The sequence below is a fragment of the Verrucosispora sioxanthis genome, assembly GCF_010560025.1.
Lineage (GTDB): Bacteria > Actinomycetota > Actinomycetes > Mycobacteriales > Micromonosporaceae > Micromonospora > Micromonospora palythoicola.
Genome location: NZ_SAIY01000016.1, coordinates 25,556 through 47,979 on the forward strand (window position 1 = coordinate 25,556; position 22,424 = coordinate 47,979).

At 71.3% G+C, this 22,424-nt stretch carries 22 protein-coding genes and 1 pseudogene; 13 read left to right on the forward strand and 10 right to left on the reverse strand.

Annotated elements, in window-relative coordinates:
- The first annotated feature begins 43 nt into the window (after positions 1-43).
- From ENC19_RS31155 to ENC19_RS28890, 4 genes are read left to right on the forward strand one after another with little or no spacing between them, the layout of a single operon-like run.
- Positions 44-1,111, forward strand: a complete 1,068-nt coding sequence (locus ENC19_RS31155; protein WP_164450202.1) for a tetratricopeptide repeat protein — start codon at positions 44-46, stop codon at positions 1,109-1,111.
- A complete protein-coding gene (locus tag ENC19_RS28880) occupies positions 1,057-1,263 on the forward strand; it encodes a hypothetical protein (RefSeq protein WP_164450203.1) in 207 nt (68 codons plus the stop codon). The genes ENC19_RS31155 and ENC19_RS28880 overlap by 55 nt, the downstream gene beginning before the upstream one ends.
- Positions 1,260-1,853: a hypothetical protein gene (locus tag ENC19_RS28885; RefSeq protein ID WP_164450204.1), complete on the forward strand. Its 594-nt coding sequence runs from the start codon at positions 1,260-1,262 to the stop codon at positions 1,851-1,853. The genes ENC19_RS28880 and ENC19_RS28885 overlap by 4 nt, the downstream gene beginning before the upstream one ends.
- Complete coding sequence (locus ENC19_RS28890; protein ID WP_164450205.1) at positions 1,754-2,650, forward strand: CHAT domain-containing protein; 897 nt, start codon at positions 1,754-1,756, stop codon at positions 2,648-2,650. Before ENC19_RS28885 ends, ENC19_RS28890 begins: the two co-directional genes overlap by 100 nt.
- 102 nt (positions 2,651-2,752) lie before the next feature.
- Here ENC19_RS28890 and ENC19_RS30810 read toward each other — a convergent pair whose 3' ends face one another.
- From ENC19_RS30810 to ENC19_RS28920, 7 genes are all read right to left on the reverse strand, one after another.
- Positions 2,753-3,133 (reverse strand): DUF6807 family protein, encoded by a 381-nt coding sequence (locus ENC19_RS30810; RefSeq protein ID WP_309246104.1) that lies wholly within the window; start codon positions 3,131-3,133, stop codon positions 2,753-2,755.
- A gap of 122 nt (positions 3,134-3,255) precedes the next feature.
- A complete protein-coding gene (locus ENC19_RS31630) occupies positions 3,256-3,585 on the reverse strand; it encodes a DUF6807 family protein (protein ID WP_328824402.1) in 330 nt (109 codons plus the stop codon).
- Positions 3,582-4,214, reverse strand: coding sequence for a hypothetical protein (locus tag ENC19_RS31635; RefSeq protein WP_164450206.1), 633 nt, complete (start codon positions 4,212-4,214; stop codon positions 3,582-3,584). The genes ENC19_RS31630 and ENC19_RS31635 overlap by 4 nt, the downstream gene beginning before the upstream one ends.
- Positions 4,198-5,082, reverse strand: a complete 885-nt coding sequence (locus ENC19_RS28905; protein ID WP_164450207.1) for a carbohydrate ABC transporter permease — start codon at positions 5,080-5,082, stop codon at positions 4,198-4,200. Before ENC19_RS28905 ends, ENC19_RS31635 begins: the two co-directional genes overlap by 17 nt.
- Positions 5,082-6,065, reverse strand: a complete 984-nt coding sequence (locus ENC19_RS28910) for a carbohydrate ABC transporter permease (RefSeq protein ID WP_164450208.1) — start codon at positions 6,063-6,065, stop codon at positions 5,082-5,084. Before ENC19_RS28910 ends, ENC19_RS28905 begins: the two co-directional genes overlap by 1 nt.
- A 30-nt stretch (positions 6,066-6,095) precedes the next feature.
- On the reverse strand, positions 6,096-7,436 hold the full coding sequence (locus ENC19_RS28915) for an ABC transporter substrate-binding protein (protein WP_164450209.1): 1,341 nt from the start codon (positions 7,434-7,436) through the stop codon (positions 6,096-6,098).
- A 19-nt stretch (positions 7,437-7,455) separates the two neighbouring features.
- Positions 7,456-8,586, reverse strand: coding sequence for a LacI family DNA-binding transcriptional regulator (locus tag ENC19_RS28920; protein WP_164450210.1), 1,131 nt, complete (start codon positions 8,584-8,586; stop codon positions 7,456-7,458).
- A 236-nt stretch (positions 8,587-8,822) separates the two neighbouring features.
- On the opposite strand from ENC19_RS28920, the gene ENC19_RS28925 reads away from it, so the two are divergent.
- The 8 genes and pseudogenes from ENC19_RS28925 (at position 8,823) to ENC19_RS28955 (ending at position 18,859) form a co-directional block, all read left to right on the forward strand.
- Positions 8,823-10,151, forward strand: a complete 1,329-nt coding sequence (locus tag ENC19_RS28925; RefSeq protein ID WP_164450211.1) for a Gfo/Idh/MocA family protein — start codon at positions 8,823-8,825, stop codon at positions 10,149-10,151.
- A 24-nt stretch (positions 10,152-10,175) separates the two neighbouring features.
- On the forward strand, positions 10,176-11,603 hold the full coding sequence (uxaC, locus tag ENC19_RS28930; RefSeq protein WP_164450212.1) for a glucuronate isomerase: 1,428 nt from the start codon (positions 10,176-10,178) through the stop codon (positions 11,601-11,603).
- Positions 11,600-12,901: an enolase C-terminal domain-like protein gene (locus ENC19_RS28935; RefSeq protein WP_164450213.1), complete on the forward strand. Its 1,302-nt coding sequence runs from the start codon at positions 11,600-11,602 to the stop codon at positions 12,899-12,901. The genes uxaC and ENC19_RS28935 overlap by 4 nt, the downstream gene beginning before the upstream one ends.
- Positions 12,892-13,377, forward strand: a pseudogene (locus ENC19_RS30820) (mannitol dehydrogenase family protein); the annotation flags it as partial. The gene ENC19_RS28935 and the pseudogene ENC19_RS30820, both read left to right, overlap by 10 nt.
- A 28-nt stretch (positions 13,378-13,405) precedes the next feature.
- Positions 13,406-14,380 (forward strand): mannitol dehydrogenase family protein, encoded by a 975-nt coding sequence (locus tag ENC19_RS30825; RefSeq protein WP_328824403.1) that lies wholly within the window; start codon positions 13,406-13,408, stop codon positions 14,378-14,380.
- Positions 14,381-14,485: 105 nt separating this feature from the next.
- The gene (locus ENC19_RS28945) at positions 14,486-15,640 is read left to right on the forward strand and encodes a Gfo/Idh/MocA family protein (RefSeq protein ID WP_328824404.1); all 1,155 of its coding nucleotides are present in this window, start codon (positions 14,486-14,488) and stop codon (positions 15,638-15,640) included.
- 215 nt (positions 15,641-15,855) lie between these two features.
- Positions 15,856-17,247, forward strand: a complete 1,392-nt coding sequence (locus tag ENC19_RS28950) for a pectate lyase family protein (RefSeq protein ID WP_164450215.1) — start codon at positions 15,856-15,858, stop codon at positions 17,245-17,247.
- Between the two features lie 40 nt (positions 17,248-17,287).
- Positions 17,288-18,859, forward strand: a complete 1,572-nt coding sequence (locus ENC19_RS28955) for a pectate lyase family protein (RefSeq protein WP_164450216.1) — start codon at positions 17,288-17,290, stop codon at positions 18,857-18,859.
- Between the two features lie 337 nt (positions 18,860-19,196).
- Here ENC19_RS28955 and ENC19_RS28960 read toward each other — a convergent pair whose 3' ends face one another.
- The 3 genes from ENC19_RS28960 to ENC19_RS31160 all read right to left on the reverse strand — a co-directional run bounded on the left by ENC19_RS28960 (position 19,197) and on the right by ENC19_RS31160 (position 22,028).
- A complete protein-coding gene (locus ENC19_RS28960; RefSeq protein WP_164450217.1) occupies positions 19,197-19,520 on the reverse strand; it encodes a hypothetical protein in 324 nt (107 codons plus the stop codon).
- Positions 19,517-21,706: an EAL domain-containing protein gene (locus ENC19_RS28965; protein WP_164450218.1), complete on the reverse strand. Its 2,190-nt coding sequence runs from the start codon at positions 21,704-21,706 to the stop codon at positions 19,517-19,519. The genes ENC19_RS28960 and ENC19_RS28965 overlap by 4 nt, the downstream gene beginning before the upstream one ends.
- A gap of 193 nt (positions 21,707-21,899) precedes the next feature.
- A complete protein-coding gene (locus ENC19_RS31160; RefSeq protein WP_268968114.1) occupies positions 21,900-22,028 on the reverse strand; it encodes a hypothetical protein in 129 nt (42 codons plus the stop codon).
- Between the two features lie 54 nt (positions 22,029-22,082).
- On the opposite strand from ENC19_RS31160, the gene ENC19_RS28970 reads away from it, so the two are divergent.
- On the forward strand, positions 22,083-22,265 hold the full coding sequence (locus tag ENC19_RS28970) for a hypothetical protein (protein WP_235945213.1): 183 nt from the start codon (positions 22,083-22,085) through the stop codon (positions 22,263-22,265).
- Positions 22,266-22,424: the final 159 nt, after the last annotated feature.

Below are 22,424 nucleotides of genomic sequence, written 5' to 3' on the forward strand. Positions count from 1 at the left end.
GGTCGACATTGACGCACCGTCATGAATGGGGAACTCTTTGTCCATGCCCGGCAGCACCGACGCCGGTGCTGGGACCGCCATGGCGGCGCTCGACACCGTCCAGCGCTGTCCGCGTGAGGCGATCGCGATCGCCCAGCGGGTGCTCGCCGCCAGCACCGCCGACGACGACGAACGATCCACCGCCGACCGGGCGATCGGCCTGGCTCTGCGGGAACTCAACGATCTACCCGGCGCGCTACGTCACCTGCGACGGGCGGTACGCACCGCCGGCACCGCCCGGACCCGGGCGCTGGCGCAGATGAGTCTCGGTTACGTACTGGCCAACGCCGGCCGTACCGCGGCGGCGCTGCGGGCCGTAACCGACGCGCTGCCCCAGCTGACCGGTGCGGACGCCGGGCGTGCCCGGATGCAGCGCGGGGTGGTACTGCACTACCGCGGACGATACGACGAAGCGGTTCGCGACTACGGCCACGCCATCGACATCGCCCAACGCGACGGTGACCTGCTGCTGGAGGCACGGGCCCGCAACAACCGGGGTCTGCTCAACGCCCACCGGGGCACCGTCGGTGGCGCGGACGACCTCTCCCGGGCGGCGGCCGTCTTCCATGGACTCGGCCTGGACCTGGCGGCGGCCGACGCCCGCTGGAACGGTGGGATCGCGGCCGGCCGGCGCGGTGACATCGCGGCCGCGCTGCGCTGCTTCGCCGACGTCGGCGAGGAGTACCGGCGACTGGCCGTGCCCCGGCCGGCGTTGCTGCTGGACCGCGTCGAGCTGCTGCTGTCAGTGCCGCTGGTCGACGAGGCGGTGCAGGTCGCCGCCGTGGCGATCCGGGAACTACGCCGCCGTGGGATGGCCTCCGATCTCGCCGAGGCGCTGCTGGCCCAGGCCCGGGCCGCGTTGCTCGCCGGTGACCTGGACACCGCGACCGCAGCTGCGGCGGCCGCCCGCACCAGTTCCGGCGCCAGGGCCGCCGGACCTGGGCCGCGTTCGCCCGGCACGTCGAGCTACGCGCCGAGTTCCGCCAGGGAACCCGTTCGCCGGCCCTGTTCACCGCGATGGTCCGGACCGCCGACCAGCTCGACGCCACCGGCTGGCCGGATCCCGCGCTGATCACCCGCATCGACGCCGGTCTGCTGGCGGCTGCCACGGGCCGCACCGACCGCGCCATGGAGCTGTTCGGCCGGGCCGCCCGGGCGCGGGGCCGGGCACCGCTCCCCGACGGGCTCAGGGTTGGTACGCCCTGGCACTGTCACGCCGGTTGAGCGGCGACGAGTCCGGCGCGGCCCGCGCCCTCCGGCGCGGACTGGCCGTGCTCGACCGGCACCGCACCTCGCTCGGCGCCACGGAACTGCGGGCCCACAGCGGGGCGTACGGGCAGGAACTGGCGGCCGAAGGGCTGGACGTCGCCGTCCGCGCCGGCGCACCGGCCCGGGTCCTCGCCTGGTCGGAGCGGTGGCGCGCCAACACGCTGCGCATGCGCTCGGCGCTCCCGCCCGATGACCCCGAGCTGGTCGCCACGCTCGCCGAGCTGAGGATGGTCAGCGGGCTGCTCGAGGACGCGGTGCTGGCCGACCGTCCGGTACGTGCCCTGCGCGGCCGGCAGGCCGACTCGAACACCGCATCCGCGACCTTGCCCGGCGGATGCCCGGCGGGAGCGAGGTGGTCGCCCCGCCCACCGTGGACGCCCTGGCCGAGCGGCTCGGCTCGCGCGTGCTGGTCGAACTGGTGGCGCACGGCGATCGGCTCCGGGCGGTGCTGGTCCGCGACGGTCGGGTCAGCCTGCACGACCTCGGCCCGCTCGCCGAGGCGGCGAAGCTGGTCCGATGGCACCGGTTCGGGCTACGCCGACTGATCACCACCGGGGACTCGGCCGCCGCGCAGGCCGGTGCCGCACACGCCGCCGCGGCACTCGACCGTCAGCTCTTCGATCCGGTGCGACGCCGTCTGGCCGACCGGCCCCTGGTGGTCGTTCCGGTCGGTGAGCTGCATGCCGTCGGCTGGGCCGAGTTGCCGACCTGTGCCGGTCGCGCCGTCACGGTCGCCCCGTCGGCCACGGTATGGCTCGGCGCGGATCGACGCGAGGCGGCGACCGGACCACCGGTCCTGGCCAGCGGCCCGCGGCTACCGGCCGGGCAGGCCGAGGTCCGCCGGCTCGCCCGGGTGTTGCCGGGAGCCCAACTGCTCACCGGGGCGGACGCCACCGCCGACGCGCTCACCCGGGCACTGGACGGTGCCGGGTTGGTGCACATCGCGGCTCACGGCACGTTCCGCGCGGACAATCCACAGTTCTCCACCCTGGAGCTCGCCGGGGGACCGCTGTTCGCGTACGAGTGGGAACGCGTCGCCCGTCCACCCGGCTGCGTGGTGCTCTCCGCCTGCGAGTCGGGGCTGACCGGCATTCGCCCGGGCGACGAGGTGATGGGATTCGCCGCGGTGCTGCTGGCCCTGGGCACCCGGTGCCTGATCGCCACGGTGCTACCGGTGCCGGCCGACCCGACCACCGCGCTCATGCTGGACCTGCACCGGCGGATGCGGGCCGGCGCCCGACCGGCGCACGCCCTCGCCGAGGCCCAGCAGGCATTCGTCGCCGCCGGCGACGGCACCGCCCGGGCCACCGCGGCGGCGTTCGTCTGCCTGGGCGCCGGTTGACCGACGGTGGCGCTGCGGCCAGGAATCCGTGGCGGTGCGGGAGTTCCGCGAGCGGCGTGTCGACCACCTGGACCGCCACAGATCGTGGTGCCTTCGATGGCGTCAGCGGGTGAGGGCGGCGGCGGTGTGGCGGTCGAGTTGGCCGTCGGCGACGACGACGCGGTAGTGACCGTGCCGGCTGGTGTTCGCGCGGATCGTGGCGGTCTCCTCGAAAGCGAAGGCCACACAGACCCCGGGGTACATCGTGGTCCGCACGAACCACCTGTCGCCCGGCCCGAGACCGCTGAAGACCAGGGTGTAGGCCCCGCCCTCCGGCGCCCGCCCGGTCATCGCCACCCATGGATCGGCGCACCCGTTGACCGCCTCCTCGCCATGGCGCGCAGCGGTGAACACCTCGGGTGGCTCGGCGGCAACCGCCCGCCAGAAGAACCCGCCGTAGCCGGCCCCGCCGGGGCGGCCGTTGGTGGCCGGGCTGCCCAGCACGCGTCCCGGTCGGCCGGCGCGGTCAGGGTGCTGGTCACGTCGAGCCGCCACGCGTTCCGGTGACCGGGCACCGCCGCAGCGGCCAGCGCGCGCCGCTCGGTGAGCAGCACCTGGCCGGAGGGTCACACCAGTGCAGCTGGTGGTCGAGCCGGTCCGCGGCCCGGTGCGTCCAGCCGGTGTGCACGATCCGGCCGTGGTCGGCGCGCCAGGTGTACCCGGTGCCGCGCACGCGTCCGCCCGCCCCACAGGTTGGTGCCGGCCACGTCCTGCACGGCCAGCGAGGCCCCCAGGTGCCACACGTGATCGGCGGGCAGCGCGTCAGTGACCGGGGTGCCGGCCAGGGTGCGCACCGGATGCAGGTACGGCCGGGGCCCGTGCCGGGCGTCCAGGTCGGGGGCGAGCACGTACCGGGCGACCGGCGTACCGTCGACGGAAAGCTGTGGGTCGGTCACGACAGCTCCACGCGGGTGACGTGTCGACGGCGGGCGACCGCGTGCACGGCGGCCAGCGCGTACCCGGCGAGGATCGGCACCGCCACCGGGGTGACGAGCACGCCCAGCAGGACCACGACCAGCGCGGTGCCGGCGAGCGCGGCCCAGTTCGCGGGGTGGTCGAGGCAGGCGCGGGCGGCCCGGGTGACCGCCGACCGCCACCCGGTGCCGCCGGCACGCCCCACCTCGACCACGATCGCGGCGGCGTAGCCGAGCAGGGACGCCGCGACGGCGATGGTGACGACCAGCGCCACCGTACCGCCCGGGACGCGGCCGGTGGCCACCGCGACCAGGTCCGCGACGAGCAGCCCGGCGGCGGCCAGCCCGACCAGGACCGCCGGTACGCCCGGCAGCAGTCCCCGTCCGAAGCGCGACAGCGTACGCCGTGCGGGCGGCCAACTGCCGGTGGTGAGCCAGTCGTGCACGGTCGCGCTGGCGGTGCCGATCGCGGCACCGGCGGTCAGCACCGGCGCTGCGGCCAGCACGGTCAGGATGCCCAGCAACGCGAGGTCGGCGGCGTCGCTGACGGTGTCCCGCCAGTCCCGCCCGGGCTCGCGTCGCCCGGTGCGAGCGTCAGCCCTTGAGTCCACTGGTGTTGATCCCCTCGACGAGCATCCGCTGGAAGGCCACGAAGAATCCGAAGACCGGGAGCAGGGACAGCACCGCCATGGCGAACATCGGACCGACCGCGCTCTGGCTGGTCGAGTCGATGAACAGGGTCAGCGCCACCGGGACGGTGTAGTCGCTCAGGTCGGACAGGAAGACCAGTTGCCGGAAGAAGTCGTTCCAGGTCCAGATGAACGAGAAGATCGCGGTGGTCACCAGGGCGGGCCGGCTCAGCGGCAGGATCACGTGCCGGAAGATGCCGAACGCGTTCGCGCCGTCGATGCGGGCCGCCTCGTCCAGTTCGCGGGGGATGCCGCGCATGAACTGCACCATCAGGAAGACGAAGAACGCCTCCGTGGCCAGGAACTGCGGGATCAGCAGCGGCAGGTAGGGCCACTCCCCACCGACCAGGCCGAGGGTGCGGAAGAGGATGTACTGCGGGACGATCAGCACGTGCCCCGGCAGCAGCAGGGTGCCGATCATGACGGCGAACCACAGCCCGCGCAGCCGGAACCTCAGCCGGGCGAAGGCGTACGCGGCCAGCAGGCAGCTCACCGCGTTGCCGACCACGGTGAGCAGGCTGACCAGGGCGCTGTTGAGGAAGAAGCGGGCGAAGCTGACGTCGAAGTTGGTCCACCCGTCGAGGTAGTTGCCCGGGGTGAAGTCGCGGGGCAGCAGACCGATGTTGTTGACGATCTCCTCCTGCGACTTGACGGAGGTGCCGATCATCCAGAACAGCGGGTAGAGCACCACCGCGACGATGGCCAGCAGCACGACCAGCCGGAGCCAGGAGCGGCTGCGGGGGCGTTGCGGGCGGGTCGCCCCCGGCGGGGCGACGGTACCGGCCACCATCAGCGGTCCTCCCCGTCGGAGTAGTGCACCCAGAACCGTCCGGTGCTGAAGAAGACCACCGTGATGATGGCGATGGCGATCAGGAACACCCAGGCCATCGCGGAGGCGTAGCCCATCTCCAGGTCGGTGAAGCCGGTGATGTAGAGGTTGAGCGTGTACATCAGGGTCGAGTCGACCGGCCCGCCGGTGCCGTTGCTGAGCACAAACGCGGCGGTGAAACCCTGGAAACCGTTGATGGTCTCCAGCACCAGGTTGAAGAAGATCACCGGGGAGAGCATCGGCAGGGTCACGTTGACGAACTGCCGGAACCGGCCGGCCCCGTCGACCGAGGCGGCCTCGTACAGCTCGGTCGGCACCTGCTTGAGCCCGGCCAGGAAGATCACCATCGGTGCGCCGAACTGCCAGATGGCCAGCACCATCAGCGTCTCCAGCGCCCAGTCCGGGTCGTTCACCCACGGTTTGCCCTGAATGCCGAACAGGGCGAGGAACGAGTTGAACGCGCCCTCCCGGTTGAACATGTTGACCCAGACGATGGCCAGGGCGACGCTGCCGCCGAGCAGCGACGGCAGGTAGAACAGGCCGCGGAACAGCCCGACACCACGCCAGGCCCGGTTGAGCAGCAGGGCCACCCCGAGCGCCGCGGCCAGTTTCAGCGGTACGGCGATCAGGGCGAAGCTGAGTGTCACCCGTACCGAGTGCCACCACGACGGATCGCCTGTGAACATCCGCTCGTAGTTGGCCAGCCCGACCCACTCCACCTCGGACAGCGGGGTGAGGATGTCGTAGTCGGTGAAGCTGAGATACAGCGACAACAGCATGGGTAGCGCCGTGATGCCCATCAGACCGATGAGCCAGGGCGACAGGAAAACGTATCCGGCCAGACCTTCACCGTGCCGGATCCGTCCGGTCCCGCGCCGGTTGGCGTCGGGCCGGACGGATCCGGTGCCGCGTCGGGTCGGGTCGGGCGCCGTGGTCAGGGCCACGAACTGCTCCTCTCCGGGTGGTGCGGCGGGTCAGGAGGCGATTGCCGCCTTGCATGCCTCGACGAACTGGGCGGCGGCCTCGGCGGGGGTGGCCCGGCCGTACTGCGCGTTCTCGGCGGCCTTGGTCAGCTCGGCGCGGACCTTGCTGTGGCCCTTGATCGGCACCTGCGGCGCCTCGCCGAACGTCTTGGCCAGCTCGGTCTCCACCGCGATGGACTGCTTCATCGCCTCGTCGGTGGTGTCGTCGCTGATGACCCGGCGCAGGTCCAGGTTGGACGGCAGGCCCCGGTCGGTGCCGAGCAGCTTGACCGCGTCGGGGTCGTTCGCCAGGAAGTTGATCACATCGACCGCGATGTCGGCGTTCTTGCTGCCCCGGAAGACCGACCAGTACATCGAGGCACGGGCCCACTGGCCGCTCGGGTCACCCGGGTAGGCGATCACACCGAGTTCGTCGGAGGTGTTCTTCTTCAACTCCGGCATCTGGTTCACCCAGACCCAGGAGGTCGCCGACTTGCCGGTCACCACGAGCTGCTTGGTGATGTCGGTGGCGTTGCCCTCGTGGATCACGTCCGGGGTCGGCGTGGCACCCCGGTCCCGGGCCCCCTTCCACAGCTCGAACCACCTGGTCACGTCCTCGACGGTGAACCCGAGTTCAGTACCGGCGTAGAGGTCCTTGCCCTGCTGGCGCAGCCAGACCCAGAGCGCCTTGTAGTCGGCGCTGGGGTCCTGGGTGCCGGGTACGCCGGTCTTCTCGCTGACCTGCTCGGCCCAGGCGATGTGCTCCTCCCAGCTCATCCCGGTGGTCGGCTCGGGCAGGCCGTTCTTGGTCAGCAGCGTCTTGTTGTAAACCAGACCCTGGGTGTTCTCCCCGGCGGCCACGCCGGCGAGCTTGCCGTCGACCACCCCGTACTGAAGCAGGCTGGGCGGGAACTTGGAGGTGTCGAGGGCACCGGAGTCCTGGTACGGCGCCAGGTCCAGGGTGGCGTTGCGGGCCGCGTACTCGGCGAGGAAGTTGTCGTCGATCTGGAAGATGTCCGGCGGGTTGCCGCCGGCGGTCAGCGTGGCGAGCTTGTCGAAGTAGCCCTGGTTGGCCTGCCAGACCTTCTCGAAGACGACGTCCGGGTTCTTCTGGGTGTAGAGGTCCAGCGCCTGCTCGGTGAGCTGGGCCCGGGCGTCACCACCCCACCAGAAGATCGAAATCTTGGTCTTGCCGTCGGATGCGGCGTCGTCGCCGCAGGCCGCCGCCGCGCCGACCAGCGGCAGGGCCACGACCGCGGCGAGCAGGCCGCGCAGCAACCGGCGGCGTGGCAGGAGGGTACGGTAGGTGCGCCCGTCGGACGCGCTGGCGGTGGGGTGTGTTGCGGGGTGCATGTGCGCTCACTCCTTGGCGTTAGGAGGCGACCACGTCACCGGCGGCCACGACCGGGTTGCCCGGGTCCGCACGGCGATGCGGGCCCGGGCCAGCGGCAGCGGTTCCGGGACGTTCCCGGCCGGCGTAGGGGCCCGGCCCGGTGGAGTCGCGGATGACCAACTCGGTCTGGAGCATTACCTGTGCGGTGGTGCGACGGACGCCGACTGCCACGGTGGCACCGCCGCCCCGCGCGGTACGCGGGAGATCGGTGTCCTGTTGCAGCAACATGTCGACGGCCGTCCGGCCGGCGGCCGCGGTTGGCGTGGCCACCGTCGTCAGCTTGGGGCGGGTGAGTCGGCTCAGGGAGATGTCGTCGACGCCGACGACACTGATCTCCTGCGGCACCCGGACCCCGAGTGCGTCGAGCCCTTCCAGGAGGCCGATCGCCATCAGGTCGTTGTAGGCGAGCACGGCGGTGACGCCGGCCCGGTGGACCTGTTCCGCCTGGGCGAGACCGCCGGTCTCGGTGGGCGGGTTGGGACCGAGGACCGTCAGGTCCGCACCCGCGGCCCGGGCGGCGGCGCTGGCCGCCCGCCGGAGTTCCCGGCTGGTCCACGAGCCGCGCGGCCCGGCGAGCAGCGCCATCTGCCGGTGGCCCAAGCCGGCGAGGTGCTCGATGGCCGAGCGGGCGCCCTGACCGACGTCCATCAGCACGCACGGCAGCCCGGCCAGTTGCCGGTTCACCACCACCAGCGGCACCTCCCGGCTGAGCTGCTCGATCAGGCTGTTGCTCATCCGGGGGCTGCACAGCAGCACCCCGTCGACCTGCTTGGCCAGCGCGTGGACCAGTTCCTCCTCGGCGGCGGCGTCCTCGTTGGTGTCGGCGACGAAGACGTGGTAGTCGCGGTGGCGGGCCTGGCTCTCCGCCGCCTTGATCAGTGGCGGGAAGAAGGGGTTGGCGATGTCGGCGATGATCAGCCCGATGTTGTGGGTACGGCCGGTGATGAGTGCGCGGGCCGCGCGATTGGGCCGGTAACCCAGATCCTCGGCGCACGCGAGCACGCGTACCCGGGTCTCCGGGTTGACCAGGTGCGGTGCCGAGAAGGTGCGGGAGACGGTGGAGATGTGCACTCCGGAGGCCCGGGCGACGTCCCTGATGGTGACTGGCATCCAGGCCCCCTTCGTCGATGTGTCGGCGGTCACGGTGCCGCCAATTAATGCAAACGGTTGTGCCACTGTCAACGGTGGATGGTTACAACTGTGTTTCGGCAGACCGCTTGTCATGCACAGGTAAGCCCTTCAATCGGGGCAAAGGCCGCCGATTTTTCCGCCGTCGTTGACGCGAGCCGATCGACCGTGGTTACTTCGATGCAAAGGTTTGCAGAAAGATCGAGGAGGATCGCTCCGTGTCACCGCTACCCGGCACCCGGGCCCGGTACGCCGTGGTCGGCACCGGCGCCCGTGCCGAGATGTTCGTCCGGGCGCTGGTGCGCGAGCACGCCGACACCGCCGAGCTGGTCGCCTTCGCCGACGTCAACCAGGCCAGGATGGACGCCCACAACCGGTGGCTGGGTGAGCTGGGCCACCGGCCCGTGCCGACCTACCACGCGAGTGACTTCACCGCGATGCTGGCCAAGGAGCGCGTCGACGTGGTGCTGGTGACCTCCGTGGACGTCACCCACGACGGGTACGTGGTGGCCGCGCTGGAGGCCGGCTGCGACGTGGTCTGTGAGAAGCCGATGACCACCGACGCGCCGCGCTGCCAGCGCATCCTCGACGCGGTACGTCGCACCGGCCGACGGGTGACGGTCGCCTTCAACTACCGCTACAACCCGCTGCACGAGCAGCTGCGGCGGCTGCTGGCCGACGGCGCGGTCGGCGAGATCGGTTCGGTGCACTTCGAGTGGTTGCTCGACGTACGCCACGGCGCCGACTACTTCCGCCGCTGGCACCGCGACAAGGCCAGCTCCGGCGGCCTGATGGTGCACAAGGCGAGCCACCACTTCGACCTGGTCAACTGGTGGCTGGACGCCACACCCGTGCAGGTGTACGCGGCCGGCCGGCTGTTCTTCTACGGCGACGACGGCCGCCGGCACGGCTACGCTCGGGACTACGACCGGGCGCACGCCTCGCCGGCCGCCGACGACGACCCGTTCGCGTTGCGGCTGGCCGAGCACCCCCGACTGCGCGAGCTCTACCTGGACGCCGAGGTCGAGGACGGTTACCACCGCGACCGCAACGTCTTCGCCCCCGGGGTCAGCATCGAGGACGACATGGCGGTGCTGGCCACCTACTCCACCGGGGCGACCATGACCTACCACCTCACCGCGTACGCGCCCTGGGAGGGATACCGGGTGATGGTCAACGGCAGCCGGGGCCGCCTCGAACTGGAGGTCACCGAGAGCGAGTTCGTCAGCCCGGCGGCCGCGGGCGCGCTGAAGGGTGCCGCGCTGCACGGCGACCAGGCCGCCGCCGAGGGTGGCGCCGCCACGCTGACCCTGCGCCCCTTCTGGGCACCGCCGCAACGCATCGAGGTCGACGGCTACACCCGGCACGGGCACGGCGGGGCGGACGCCCGGATGACCCAGGTGCTGTTCGGCGGCGTACCCGATCCGCTGCACCGCGCGGCGACCGCCCGGGACGGGGCGCTGGCCCTGCTCACCGGCCTGGCCGCCAACCGGTCCTTCGACACCGGCGCCCCCGTGCGGGTCGCCGACCTGCTCACCCTCGACTGACACCGACCACAGGAGCCGCTGCCCGTGCCCACCTCGACCAGACCCGACCTGCTCCTCCCCGCCGAGCCGGGCCAACGCGCGCTGGCCCGGGAGCTGTACGCGCTGGTGGCGCGGTTGCCCATCATCTCCCCGCACGGGCACGTCGATCCGGCGTTGCTGGCCGAGGACCAGCCGTTCCCCGACCCGTCGCAGCTGCTCATCGTGCCCGACCACTACCTGACCCGGATGCTGCTCAGCCAGGGCGTCTCCCCCGGCGAACTGGGCGTGCCCAGTCGCGACGGCAGCCCGGTGGAGACCGACGGGCGGCGGATCTGGCGTCGCTTCGCCGCCGGGTGGCACCTGTTCCGGGGCACCCCGTCGCGACTGTGGCTGGAGCAGACCTTCACCGAGGTGTTCGGGGTCGACACCCGGCTCACCCCGGGCACCGCCGACCATGTGTACGACGCCCTCGCGGCCCGGCTCGCCGAGCCCGGCTTCCGGCCCCGGGCACTGTTCGAACGGTTCAACATCGAGGTGCTCGCCACCACCGAGTCGCCCCTTGACGACCTGGGTCGGCACGCCAAGCTCGCCGCCGACGGCTGGGGCGGCCCGGGTGGGCGGGTGGTCACCACCTTCCGCCCCGACAACGTCGTCGACCTGGACTTCGAGGGCTGGTCGAGCAACGTCGACGCGCTCGGCGAGATCGCCGGAGAGGACACCGGGACGTACGCCGGCTATCTGGCCGCCCTGCGGGCGCGGCGGGCCGCCTTCATCGCCGCCGGTGCCACCTCCTCCGACCACGGCCACCCCACCGCCCGCACCCTCGATCTCGGTGCCGACGCGGCGAGGCTGTTCGACCGGGCACGGCGGGGCGCGGCGGAGCCGGGCGACGCGGAGGCGTTCCGGGCCCACATGCTGCTGGAGTTCGCCCGGATGTCGCTCGACGACGGCCTGGTCATGCAGTTGCACCCGGGCGCGGTGCGCAACCACAACCGCTGGCTGCACGCCCGGCACGGTCGCGACGTGGGTGGCGACATCCCGCAGGTCACCGAGTACGTGCACGCGCTCGCTCCGCTGCTGGACGCGTACGGCAACGATCCCCGGCTGCGGGTGGTGCTGTACACCCTCGACGAGGACACCTTCACCCGGGAGCTGGCGCCCCTGGCCGGTGGGTACGCCGCCCTGCTGCTGGGCGCTCCCTGGTGGTTCCTGGACTCCCCCGAGGTGCTGCGGCGCTTCCGGGAGTCGGTGACCGAGACCGCCGGCTTCTACAACACGGCCGGGTTCGTTGACGACACCCGGGCGTTCTGTTCCATCCCGGTCCGCCACGACGTGGCGCGCCGCGTCGACGCCGGCTTCCTGGCCCGGCTGGTCGCCGAGCACCGGCTGCCCATGGACGAGGCCGCCGAGACCATCGTCGACCTGGCGTACCGGCTGCCGAAGCGGGTCTTCAAGTTCGGGGAGAGGGCATGACCAGCATCACCGAGGTGACCGTGCACGACGTGCGGTTTCCCACCGCCGCCAGCGGCGACGGCTCCGACGCGATCAACCGCGGCGACTACTCGGCCACCTATGTGGAGCTGAGCACCGACGACGGCCCGACCGGTGCCGGGTTCACCTTCACCAACGGCCGCGGCAACGAGATCACCTGCGCCGCCGTCGAGGCCCTGGCTCACCACGTACGGGGACGGGGCCTGGCGGAGATCACCGCCGAGCCGGTGGCGTTCTGGCGCTCGCTCGTCGCCGACGTGCAGTTGCGCTGGCTCGGCCCGGAGAAGGGGGTCATCCACATGGCCACCGGCGCGCTGGTCAACGCGGTGTGGGACCTGCGGGCCAAGGTGGCCGGCAAGCCGATGTGGCGCTACCTGGCCGAGCTGCCCACCGACGAGTTGGTGGCCAACGTCGACTTCACGCACATCACCGACGCGCTCACCGCCGACGAGGCAGCCGCGATCCTGGAAAAGGGACGCGACGGGCTCGCCGACCGGCTGGCGCTGCTGGAGCGGGACGGTTTCCCCTCGTACACCACCTCGGTGGGCTGGCTCGGCTATCCCGACGACAAGGTCCGGGCGCTGACCCGGGCCGCGTACGCGCAGGGGTGGCGGGCGATGAAGATGAAGGTCGGCGGGCCGCCCGCCGACGACCTGCGGCGGGCCCGGATCATCCGGTCGGAGATCGGCCCGGACGCGCTGCTGATGATGGACGCCAACCAGGTCTGGGACGTCGACGAGGCGATCACCAACATGACGGCGCTGGCCGAGGTCGACCCGTACTGGATCGAGGAGCCGACGCACGCCGACGACATCCTCGGCCACGCCCGGATCGCCCGTGCGATGGACGAGCTGACCGACGGACGGTGCCGGGTCGCCACCGGCGAGGTGGCCGCCAACAAGGTCATCTTCAAGCAGCTGTTGCAGGCCGAGGCGATCGGCGTGATGCAGATCGACGCCTGCCGGGTCGGCGGGGTCAACGAGGTGCTCGCCGAAATGCTAATGGCGGCGAAGTTCGGGGTGCCGATCTGCCCGCACGCCGGCGGTGTCGGCCTCTGCGAGTACGTGCAGCACCTGGCGATCTTCGACTACCTGCGGGTGGGCACGAGTCTGGAGGGACGGATGGTGGAGTACGTCGACCACCTGCACGAGCACTTCGTCGACCCGGTGCGCACCCGCGACGGGCGCTACCTGCTGCCGACCGCGCCCGGTTACAGCGCCACCATGCGGCCGGAGTCGATCGCCACCTTCCGCTTCCCGGACGGCCCGGCATGGCGGTGACCGTGGGCGCGTCCCGGCTCGGGCTGGGCGCGGTGCGCAGGTTGCCCGCCGAGGCCCGCCCACTGGTCCGCCCCGGCACCGTGCCGGCCGGCGTGGTGCACCTCGGGCTCGGCGCCTTCCACCGCGCCCACCAGGCGGTCTACACCGAGCAGGCGATCGGCCTGGCCGGCGGCGACTGGGGCATCGTCGGCGTGGCCCCCCGCAACGCGGCGCTGGTGGCGACCCTGACCGACCAGGACAACCTGTTCAGCGTCAGCACGCTCTCCGCAGCCGACCAGCGCACCCGGGTGGTCGGGTCACTGGCCGGGGTGCGGCTGGCCGCCGCCGATCCGCAGGCGGTGGTGGCCCTGCTGGCCGACCCGGCGATCCGGGTGGTCACGCTGACCGTGACCGAGAAGGCGTACCAGCTCGATCCGGCCGCCGGCACGCTGCGTCCCGACGCCGACCTGGTCGCCGACCTGACCACCGAGCGACCGCCGGCCACCGTGCCGGGGCTGCTGGTGCGTGGCCTGCTGGCCCGCGCCGCCGCCGACGCCGGGCCGATCCGCCCTGGTCAGCTGCGACAACCTGCCCGCCAACGGCCGCCGGCTGCGCGGCCTGGTGACCCAGTCCCTAGCGTACGCCGGCACACCGCACAATGTGGTCGACTGGGTCGAGGCGCAGGTCGGTTTCCCGGGCACCATGGTGGACCGCATCGTCCCGGCCAGCACCGCGCAGACCCTGTCGGCAGCCCAGCGGGCGCTCGGCGTCGAGGATCTCGCGGCGGTGGCGGCCGAGCCGTACACCCAGTGGGTCATCGAGGACGACTTCCCCGGCGGTCGGCCCGCTTGGGACCGCGCCGGGGCGGTGCTCTGCGCGGACGCGGGCCCGTGGGAGCGGCTGAAGCTGCGCGCCCTCAACGGCGTGCACTCGGCGACCGCGTACCTCGGCGCGCTGGCCGGCTGCGACACGATCGCCGAGGCCCTCGCGCTGCCGCACCTGGACACCGTGCTGCGCCGGCTGATCGCCGAGGACGTGGCCGCCAGTTTCGTCCCGCCCGACGGGGTGGACGTGGTCGACTACGGCGAACAGGTGCTGGCACGATTCGGCAACCCGGCGATCCGGCACCGTACCTTCCAGGTGGCGATGGACGGATCGCAGAAGCTGCCGCAGCGCATCCTGCACACGGTCGCCGACCTGCGCGCGGCCGGACGGCCGGCCCGGTGGGCGGCGCTGGTCGTCGCCGCCTGGATCCGGTTCGCCCAGGGCAGCGCCGACGACGGCCGGTCGCTCCCCTCGACGACCCACTGGCGGAGCGGATCGGACCGCGCTGGCCGCCGCGCCACGGACCCCGGCGGGTGCGGTGGATGCCATGCTCGGCCTCGACGAGGTCGTGCCGCCCGAGGTGGCCGCCGACGCGCAGGTCCGCACCGACGTGATCGGCTGGCTCACCGACCTGCACCAGCACGGGGTACGCGCCACCTGGCCGGTGCACGGTGACGTCGGCTGATGGGGCCGCGGCGGGATCGACCCGCGTCGACCCCGCCCGCGCCGCATTGGCTCGCACCACGGCAACTCGGGGGTCGCGCGGCACCGGTGCCCCGGGTGGCGCTGGTGGGGGCGAACGGGCACGGGCGCTGGCACCGTCGGGTGATCGGGCCGCTGCACGAGACCGGGCGGGTCCGGCTGGTCGCCCTGGTCGACACCCGGCCGATCGAGTGCGAACCGGCGGCGCCGGTGCCGACCGGCGTGCCGGTGTTCACCGACCACCGGGCGATGCTCGCCGACGTCACCCCGGACGTGGTGGTCATCTGCACCCCGCCGCACACCCACCTGCGGATCGCCCGGGACGCGGTCACCGCCGGGGCGGACGTGCTGCTGGAGAAGCCGCCGCTGCTGTCCACCGCCGAGCACGAGGAACTGTCCGGGGCGCTGGCCACCACCGGCCGGGTGGTACAGGTCGGGTTCCAGGCGCTCGGTTCGGCGGCCCTGAGCGCGTTGACGGACGCGGTGTCGGCCGGCCGGGTGGGCGCGGTGAACGGCATTGCCACGGTGGCGGCCTGGCAACGCCCGGACGCCTACTACGCCCGCGCGCCCTGGGCCGGGCGCCGGCTGCTGGACGGGCGACCGGTGCTCGACGGCGCGCTGGCCAATCCCCTCGCCCACGCGGTGATGCAGTGCCTGGCGGTCGCCGAGGCGCTCGGTGGTCGACCGGTGGAGCCGGTCAGCATCGAGGTGGAGCGGTACCGGGTACGGCCGATCGAGGTGGACGACACCGCCGCGCTGCGGGTACGGACTCGGCACGGACCACCGATCGTGGCCGCGGTGACCCTCGCCGGGGAGGACTTCATCGCCGGAGAGGTGATCGTCACCGGCGCCGCCGGGCGGGCGGTGCTGGAGTACCCGACCGACCGGCTGCTGCTGCCCGGCGAGGCCACCGCCCGCACGGTGCCCGGCCGGCGCGGGCTGCTGGAGAACCTGCTTGCCCACCGGGCCGATCCACAGGCACCGCTGATCGCGCCGCTGGCCCGGACCGCCCCGTTCACCGCCGTCCTGACCGCCCTGCGGGCGGCACCCGAGCCGGCGCTGCTGCACGGCGACCTGGTGGAAACTGTCGGTGCCGGCGCGCAGCGGGTGCTGCGAATACGCGGGATCAACGAGGTGCTACGTCGGGTGGTCGACGAGGGCCGACTGCCGTCGGAACTCGGCGTGTCGTGGGCGACGGCGCCCTGGCGCGCCGAACCAGGCGGGCAAGAATAGGAGGCACCACCGCAACAAACTGCAAATTCCCAACCCACGCAGAATCAGCAACAACGCGATGAGCAGCGATTTCCCGACAGAGCATGTCGGGGCGATGCCACCCGACAGAACTGACTGCAACAAATCTGCACATCATTAATATTGACCCTTGTGAAAACGCGACCGTAACCTTCGTCACTAATAAGAAACAACGACGAAGGAAACGGAACGAGCCGATGCGCAGACTTGCCGCCGCCGCGGCATCGACGATTATCGCCCTGACCGTCCTCCCCACCGCCGCCGTGGCGCAACCGTCGGACGACGCGGGTACGCCCTCCGGTAACCACCGCGACCGGGCCGTCCGGGCTCCACTGTCCACGTTGGCCCGACAGCTCGGCCGGCAGGCTCTCCCGGCCGGTGACGGCTGGGCCGCCGCCGGTCCCGGCACCACCGGCGGATCCGCCGCCGCGGCCGAGCAGATCCACGTGGTGAGCAGCCGCGCGGAGTTGGTCGCGGCGCTCGGTGGCGACAACGCCACGAACGCGACGAACGCCACCGCCAAGATCGTGTACGTCAGCGGCGACGTCGACGGGTTCGAGGCCGCCGACGGTCGACTGCTCGACTGCGCCGACCTGGCCGATCCCGGGTACTCGCTGGAGGCGTACCTGGCCGCGTACGACCCGGCGGTGTGGGGTCTGGTGGCACCGAGCGGGCCGCTGGAGGAGGCGCGGCGACGGTCGGTGACCAACCAGACCCACCAGACCCAGATCAACGTCGGCCCGAACACCACGATCATCGGGTTGCGCGGAGCGCGACTGACCGGCCTGACCCTGATGATCGACCGGGCGACGAACGTGATCGTCCGCAACATCACCTTCGACGACGCCCGGGACTGCTTCCCCGCCTGGTCACCGACCGACGGCGAGGCCGGCAACTGGAACTCGCAGTACGACCTGGTCTCGGTGCGCCGCAGCGAGAACGTCTGGATCGACCACAACACCTTCACCGACGGCGACAACCCGGACAGCGCCCAGCCCGTGTACTTCGGACGGCCCTACCAGGTGCACGACGGCGCGCTGGACATCACCCACACCGCGAGCCTGGTGACCGTCTCCTGGAACCGGTTCTCCGGTCGCGACAAGCTGATGCTGATCGGCTCGTCCAACACGGTCGGCCCGGACGTCGGCCGGCTCAACGTGACCCTGCACCACAACTTCTTCGACGGCGGGCTGCAACGGCTGCCCCGCGTCCGCTTCGGCCAGGTGGACGTCTACAACAACGCCTACCGGCTCGGCGGTGACGGCTTCCAGTACGCCATCGGCGTCGGCGTCCAGTCCGCCGTGCACGCCGAGAGCAACCACTTCACCCTCGGTGCCGACGTCAGCTCCGCCGATCTGCTCTACGACTGGGGCGGCACGGCGATCACCACCCGGGGCAACTGGGTCAGCTCGGCCGGTGCGCCGTCCCGCCCGGTGGACCTGGTGGCCGCGTACAACGCCGGACACGATCCCGACCTGGGCCCCGACGCCGGCTGGACGCCGACGTTGCGGCACGGCCCGGTGCTGCCGGCTCCGCTGGTGCCGCTGGTGGTCCGTCCACTCGCCGGGGCCGACCGCCTACCGCTGTAGATCCCACACCACCACCACCAACCAGGAAGGTGAGACGAGGATGAAACGACAAGTCGCACTCCGGCTCCTCGCGGGGCTGGCCACCACCGCCGTGGGAGCCGCGGTCTGCGTGACGCTGACGACGCCGCAGGCGTCGGCCGCGGTCGGCAGCGCCACCGGCTTCGCGACCGGCAACGGTGGCACCACCGGCGGCGCGGGCGGGCAGACCGTACGCGCCACCAGCGGCACCCAGATCCACGCGGCGCTGTGCAACCGGGCCAGCAGCAGCACCCCGATCACCATCCAGGTCGAGGGAACCATCAACCACGGCAACACCACCAAGGTGTCCGGTTCGAGCTGCAACACCGCCGCCGACGTGATCGAACTCAAGCAGATCAGCAACGTCACGATCCTCGGTGTCGGCAACGGGGCCGTCTTCGACCAGATCGGCATCCACATCCGCGAGGCCAGCAACATCATCATCCAGAACGTGACCGTCCGGAACGTCAAGAAGTCCGGCTCGCCGACCTCGAACGGCGGCGACGCCATCGGCATGGAGGCCGACGTCCGCAACGTCTGGGTCGACCACGTCACCCTGGAGGCCTCCGGTGGCGAGTCGGAGGGCTTCGACGGCCTGTTCGACATGAAGAACAACACCCAGTACGTGACGCTGTCCTACAGCATCCTGCGCAACTCCGGCCGGGGTGGCCTGATCGGGTCCAGCGAGAGCGACACGTCCAACGGTTACGTCACCTTCCACCACAACCTGTACGAGAACATCGACTCCCGTACGCCGCTGCTGCGCGGCGGCATCGCCCACATCTACAACAACCACTACGTACGCCTCAACGAGTCCGGCATCAACTCCCGGGCCGGGGCACGCGCCAAGGTGGACAACAACTACTTCCAGAACTCCAAGGACGTGCTGGGCACCTTCTACACCGACGCGGCCGGTTACTGGCAGGTCAGCGGCAACATCTTCGACAACGTGACCTGGTCCTCGCGCAGTGGCGACACCAACCCGGCCGGCCCCAACCCGACCTCCAACACCAGCGTCAGCATCCCGTACTCGTACCGGCTCGACGCGGCCAGTTGCGTGCCGAGCATCGTCAGCCAGACCGCCGGCGCGAACAAGGGCATCCGTACCTCCAACGGCAACTGCACGCCGCAGAGCCCGACCGCCGGGCCGACCAGCCCGACCCCCGGACCGACCACCACCACCGCACCACCGACCAGCAACCCGACGCCGACGCCGAGCCAGCCCAGCGGCACCAACCTCAGCATCGGTGCCGGCTCCGACGGCTCCAGCAAGGCCAGCGGCACCAGCTACGGCGACGTGCGCGACGGCAACATGAACACCGCCTGGTCACCGAGCGGCACGACCGGCCAGATCTCGATCAAGTGGGGTTCGGCCACCACCGTGTCGAAGATCAACATTCGGGAGGCGTCCGGCTCCGTCGGCACCATCCGCAACTGGCGGGTGCTCAACCACGACACCGGCGCCGTCCTCGCCACCGGCACCGGCGCGGGCGTCATCAGCTTCAACTCGACCTCCCTCCGCAAGATCACCTTCGACATCACCAGCTCGACCGGCACCCCACGGGTCGCCGAGTTCGAGACGTACGCCAGCTAGCCCGCACCGACCCGGTGGGAGCCGTCGCCACCCGACGGCTCCCACCACTGTTCCCTCCGCCCCCTTTGCTCTGCTTCAACTGACGCAACGGATTGGCCCCGTAACCGATGCGTGGGTTGAAGCAGAGCAAAGGGAGCACACCAATACCCTGCCAGCGCACGGTCCGCCCAGCGGCACGGTGCCACGGGCGGCGGGCACCGCCACGCCGCCGACGGGAGCCGGCCGTGATCGCGTACGGCAGAATCTGCGGGCGATGCACACGCGACCATCCTCACCGTGCTCGCCGACCTGGCCCCGGCCGGTGCCGAGCGGATCCTCCGCCTCGGGCTGGCTTTCCTCACTCTCGGCCTTCGAACAGTGGCCGGAGGCAGTCGAGCAGCATGGCGGTGTCCACGTTTCGCGGCAGGTCGACGCGGATGTCGATACCGGGCCCCTTGGCCGTCAACACGACTGTTGGCCGCTCGTCGCGCAGGCGCCAGTGACGGATCGCGGCGACCAGCGCGCCCAACTGCGGCTGCACGGCGGCGAGGGTGGCGAGATTGGCCATCACGGCAATCCCTTCCACGGCGATCGTGATGGCTTCCACGCCACGGACACCCTCGTACGGCAGATCGACCTCGTCCAGCACCTCGGCTGGCAGTTGCAGTCTGACGACGCTCATCGTTCTCCTTTGACCCGCGAGGCGATCTGTTCCAGCATGTCCCCGTCCAACGGACGCAGGCTGGTGCTGGCCACCGCGCCGCAGAAGTATCCCTGCACGTGGTGGATGCCGAGATCCCAGATCTGTCGCAGGCTGACCGGCGCCTCGTCGTCGTAGCCCTCGACCACCACGGCACGTGGATGGGGAGCGTCTCCCTGATCTCTGGCATAGCGCGCCACCTGCGTCACCAGCCGCAGCTCGTCCACGGCCAGCGGGTGGTGCAGCACAGCCCGGTCCACCTTGATCTGGGTGAGCCGTAGTTCGGCCATCCGCGCCAGTGATGCGTGTCCGACCCCGAAGTCGTCGACGGCGAAGTTGATGTGCAGCTTCTTGGCCAGTGCGGTGAGCCTGCGGTGGAAGTAGTCCAGCGGCTTCTGCGGCCAGTCCTCGCCCGGCCCCGGCTCGATGGGATCCTGCTCGGAGATCTCCAGGGTGAGTGTCCCGGGGTTGACGTCCGCCTCAGTGAGCGCCTTGCTCACCTGTTGCAGATATGCGTCGCGGAGCAGCGAGCGGACCGCGACGTTCACCGACAGCGGTTTGATGCCCTGCCAGCCTGCCGCACCGGCGGCCTCGGCGTACGACCGGATGGCCTTCGACACGAGCAGAGCGTCACGTTCGATGATGAAGCGGTCGCCCCAGTCGTACGCCATCCGCAGCGCCGCGAGCGGTGCGCTCATCTCCCGCTCGTTGCGGCGGGCCAGCGCCTCGAAGCTGTGCACGCCGACTCCAGCGGGGTGCCTGCTCAGCTCCACCACCGGCTGGAACACCATGGTCATGGAGTCGATGAGCTTCTGGTAGATGGTGAACGCGTACTCGTACACCGGCGCGGGCAGGCGTCCGAACGCGATGCGCAGCGCGGTCATCACCGTCATCTCCGACTCGACGGGATCGTCGACCGGGTCGGAATCCCACACTGCGCGCAGGATCACCGCGAGCGGCTCCCCCATCTCCAGTTGCGCGGGGGCCGGGTTGACGACGGCGAGGGCGACGACCCGCTCGTCCACGTACTTGACGGGGACGCAGAGCATCCGTCGCCGGCCACCGTCGGAGACCACATGGCCCGGCATCGAGGTGCGGTACTGCACGGCTTCGTCCGCGGCGAGCTCCAGCATCGGCCGGAACAGGTCCCGGTCGAACCGCGCCGTCTTGTCCATCACCCGGAAGTCGTCGCCGATGAACTCCACCACCGCCACCGAATCCGCGTCGACGGCGTACCGGATCAGTTCCACCCGCTCGGCGGGGCCGCCCTGCTGGGCGTGGTACCTCGGTCGATTCAGGCCACGAAACATCCGGCCGAGCAACTGCATGATCGAGTTGCCGTGGTCCTCGAGTGGATTCTTGCAGGGACGGATGATGCCGGGGTTCGCCGGCGTGTTGAGCGCCTGCCGGTCGTGCCGGGACACCGGCGGCTGGGTCAGCGGGATGGCTGGACCGTAGGTCTTCACCCACTGCGCGGGCGGCGGGTCGATCCCCTGTTCCGCCACGAAGGCCACCATCCGGGCGAAGGACACCCGGCGCCCCTCGTCCGCCGCGTCACCGCGCAGCGCCCGCAGCACGTGATGGGTCAGCACACCGTGCCCGTACTCCGGACTCTCCCTGGCCACACCGCCCCGGGGACACGCGAGCAGGGCGCTGTGCCGGTCGACCTGGGTCCGGTACGTGTGCATCGCCGCGGCGTGTCGCCGGTCGGCGTCGGCGTAGATGCCCGCCTGGCAGCAGTCGAGCACCAGGAACGACGTGCCGGCGAACGCCTCGAACACGTCCTGCTTGAGAAACGACATCCGCAGCCCGTTGTCCGGCTCCCGGGGCAGCACCTCCGGATCCAGGTCGGCGGTCACCAGGTACGCGTCGAGCTGGTCGTTCCACTCCGGCACCAGCGCGTGGCCGGCGAAGTAGACCAGCAGCACGTCCGACGGCCCGGACCCGACAACGATCTCGCGCAGGTACGCCTTGATCTCACGCCAGGTGGCGTCCGGCCCGATGAACATCTTGACGGCACCGTCGTCGAAGGTGCCGTAATCCTGGTCGAGCAGCACGGCCCGCAGGTCCTGCGCGTCGCTCTCGGCGAACCGCAGCGCGGGAAGCTGCACGTCGTAGCCGCACTGGTTCACTCCGATCAGGACGGCTTGTCGCTTGCTCGGCGCCATCGCACACCCCCGAGGCGAACCGTCGCGCGGTCACAATGTGAATCCATGTCAACGCCGTAAGTGACCTTATCGGGTCTCGCTCACGAGACAGCGCAGCGTCGGATTTCCGTCAAACGGCCGCCGAGGTGTCCAAGCGCCACCTGCGCGCGACGCGGTAGGTCGAGGGCGGCGCCGCCCGCCATCGCGGCACATGTCAACGCATGCGCCTGGCCTCGTGATCGACTCGGCGCCGGAACCGCTCGTCCGCCCGGTACAGGTGCAGCATCGCGCGTACCCGTGCCGCGGCCGGGATGCCGTCCTCCAACCGGAACTCCTTCAACACCCGGTCCTCGTCGACGCACGCCCGGGGCTGTCGACCACCGAACCAGGGCCCCTGGTGACCGCGCCCCCGACTCCCGCCGACCTGCTTCGGATCGACGGTCGCGCCTCGGTGCAGTTCGCCGGTGGTCGGGCGCTGACCCTGCGCGTCGTCTCGGTCAGCGACCGGCACGCCTACGACGGCTGGATCTGGCTGACCGGGTACGTCATCGACCGGCGCGGCGAGGCCACCAACTGGTGACGAGTGGTCGCGCCTGGTGAGGCTGCGATTTCGTGCGTCCGTGCCGGTGCCCGGTCAGCCTCGGCGGGCTGCGGTGGGTCGGCGGGTGGCGAGGATGGCCAGGGTCTCCCGGCGTACGGTGTCGGGCTCGTGCATCAGGCGACGATGGGCGAAACGGAC